The following is a 2,864-nucleotide window of genomic DNA, read 5'->3' as shown; positions in this document are numbered from 1 at the left end:
GAAAGCTTTGGCGCCAGGGTTTCAACAACCCGGGAGCCAAAATAAAGAAGGTTGAGATCCGTCAGCAAAACCGTCTCTACCCCTGGCTTCTGAACCTTGATCACCACTTCTTCACCGGACAACAGTCTGGCCGCGTGAACCTGAGCTATTGATGCCGAAGCCAGGGCTACCGGATCAATCTCGCTGAACACTTCCTCGAGAGGCCGCCCCAGTTCCTCGCGGATAATTCTGCGGATAACCGGGAACGGCAAGCTAGGGGTCCTATCCAGACAACCCTGAAATTCCTCAACATATTCCTTTGGGAAAAAAGTCGGAGAGCTGGCAATAAACTGCCCCAGCTTGATGTAGGTCGCTCCCAGGGATTCAAAGGTTTCACGCAACAACCGGGGTGTGGGCGGGCGATGACCACGTATCCAGCCAAGACTGGTGCGTCCCACCACCGACAAGGTTTGTCCTATCCGAAATGCCCCTTTAACACCGTCCGATATCCCTACCATGATAAATCAGCTCCATGTTTCATTTATTCATTAACTACTCTGGCGCCGGCCCCCGGCACCCATCCCTCAGGGAAAACATGATAGCTACCTGATATTACAGCCTCATAGGCATAACCACGTACAAGCATCGCTGATCGGTGCTGGATTCCATCAGTGCGCTGCTATTCGGGTTCGCCAGTGTCATTTTAACCTGATCATCATCCAGTGCGTTCAGCACGTCCACCAGATAACCGACGTTAAACCCGATCTGCAGGGACTCCCCCTCATATTCCACGGCCAGGGCGTCTTCCGCCTGTTCCTGATCCGGGTTATTGGCAAACACTTCCAGCTTACCGGATGACAGATGCAAACGAACGCCACGGATGTTTTCGTGGGACAGGATACCTGCCCGCTGCAGCATGTTCTTGAGTGTGGACCGGTCTGCCAGCACAATTTTGTCACCACCCCGGGGAATAACACGATTGTAGTCCGGGAACTTGCCTTCGATCAGTTTCGAGGTAAAGGTGTAGGAACCCACCGTTGCTCGCAGGTGATTGTCGCCCACTACCAGAGTAACCGGCGTGTCCACGTCATCCAGCAGCCTTGCCAGTTCCAGCACGCCCTTGCGGGGAACAATTACCTGACGGATTTCGTCGTAGCCTGTAGCCATGTCAAAGTGCGCCATCGCCAGCCGGTGGCCATCTGTCGCAACGGTGCGGACGTAGTCCTTGCCAACTTCCAGCAACAAGCCATTCAGGTAATAACGCACATCCTGCTGAGCCATGGCAAAGGCCGTTGCCTCGAACATCCGGCCAAGTTCCTTTTGCGGCAGTTCAAGGGTAAGACTGGCAGGCTCATCTTCAACATTGGGAAAATGCTGGGCCGGCAAGGTCGACAGGGTAAAATGACTGGCCCCGCAACGCAGATGAAGACGATCACCCTCCAGACTCAGTTCAATCGGCGCTTCGTCACCCAATGCACGACAGATATCAGAAAGCTTCCTCGCCGGCACCGTAATGCTGCCAGGCTGATCCACATGCACCGGCGCAACCCGGCCTACCAGTTCGACTTCCATATTGGTGCCGGTCATGGTGAGTCGGTTGTCTTCCGCCACCAACAGCACATTCGACAACACCGGCATGGTCTGCTTGCGTTCAACAACGCCCGCAATGGATTGTAGGGGGGTAAGTAGCGCTTCCCGGCTGATAGTCAGTTTCATGTCACTCAGTGTTCCTGTGAAAGGTGAACAGTGTGTGTTGCGCGTGCCAATTCGGTCTCACCTAGCTGGTCAGCAGTCTCATAAAATTCTGGTAGTCTTCCCGGATACCGGCATCGGTTTCCCGGAGTTCAATGATTTTCTTGCAGGCATGCAGCACGGTGGTATGGTCGCGACCGCCGAAGGCGTCACCTATTTCAGGCAGACTGTGGTTGGTCAGCTCTTTTGCCAACGACATGGCCAATTGCCTGGGCCGGGTCACCGTACGGGTCCTCCTTTTCGATAACAGATCGGATACCTTGATCTTGTAATACTCCGCTACCGTGCGCTGGATGTTATCAATTCCCACCTGCTTTTCATGGAGAGCCAGCAGGTCCTTGAGGCTCTCCCGAATAAAGGGCGGCGTAATCTCCGAGCCTGTGAAGTGAGCATTCGCTATCACCAGCCGCAGCGCGCCTTCAAGCTCTCTCACGTTAGAGCGTATTTTCTGGGCAATAAAAAAGGCGGCCTCACTGCTCAGACGCACATTAGCCTGGTCCGCCTTTTTCATCAGAATCGCAACCCGGGTTTCCAGCTCCGGCGGTTCCACCATCACTGTAAGCCCCCAGCCAAAACGGGACTTGAGCCGCTCTTCCATGTCGACGATTTCCTTGGGAAACCGGTCACAGGTAACAATAACCTGCTGACCGCCCTCCAGCAACGCATTGAAGGTATGAAAAAACTCTTCCTGCGAACGCTCCTTGCGGGCGAAAAACTGGATGTCGTCAATCAACAGGGCATCCACGGAACGGTAATAGCGCTTGAACTCATTGATCGCATTCAGCTGAAGCGCTTTCACCATGTCGGCAACGAATCGTTCCGAGCGCAGATAGGCCACCTTGGCGCCCGGATTGCGTCGGACAATTTCATTCCCTATGGCGTGCATCAGGTGGGTTTTACCAAGTCCTACGCCACCATACAGAAACAGCGGGTTATAGGCGCCACCGGGATTCTCCGCTACCTGCATCGAGGCGGCCCGGGCCAGCTGGTTGGATTTACCCTCAACAAAGGTATCAAAGGTAAAACCCTCATTCAGAAACGACTGATGCTTGATATCGCCCTCGACCTGAACCGAACGTCGCGTCTGCTGAGCAGGTACCGAAGCAGCCACACCCTGTTCTTCCTCGGTCACC

At 54.5% G+C, this 2,864-nt stretch carries 3 protein-coding genes; all 3 read right to left on the bottom strand.

The window, feature by feature from the left end; translation table 11 throughout:
- Positions 1 to 497, bottom strand: a 497-nt coding sequence (locus AAC035_RS20320; RefSeq protein WP_339806932.1) for an AarF/UbiB family protein, incomplete at its 3' end; no start/stop codon positions are given.
- 94 nt (positions 498 to 591) lie between these two features.
- A complete protein-coding gene (dnaN, locus tag AAC035_RS20315) occupies positions 592 to 1,695 on the bottom strand; it encodes a DNA polymerase III subunit beta (protein ID WP_339806931.1) in 1,104 nt (367 codons plus the stop codon).
- Positions 1,696 to 1,756: 61 nt separating this feature from the next.
- Positions 1,757 to 2,864, bottom strand: a 1,108-nt coding sequence (gene dnaA, locus AAC035_RS20310; RefSeq protein ID WP_339806930.1) for a chromosomal replication initiator protein DnaA, incomplete at its 5' end; no start/stop codon positions are given.

The sequence above is a fragment of the uncultured Marinobacter sp. genome (assembly GCF_963974375.1).
Taxonomy (GTDB): Bacteria; Pseudomonadota; Gammaproteobacteria; order Pseudomonadales; family Oleiphilaceae; genus Marinobacter.
This window is presented reverse-complemented; position numbering and strand designations above follow the sequence as displayed.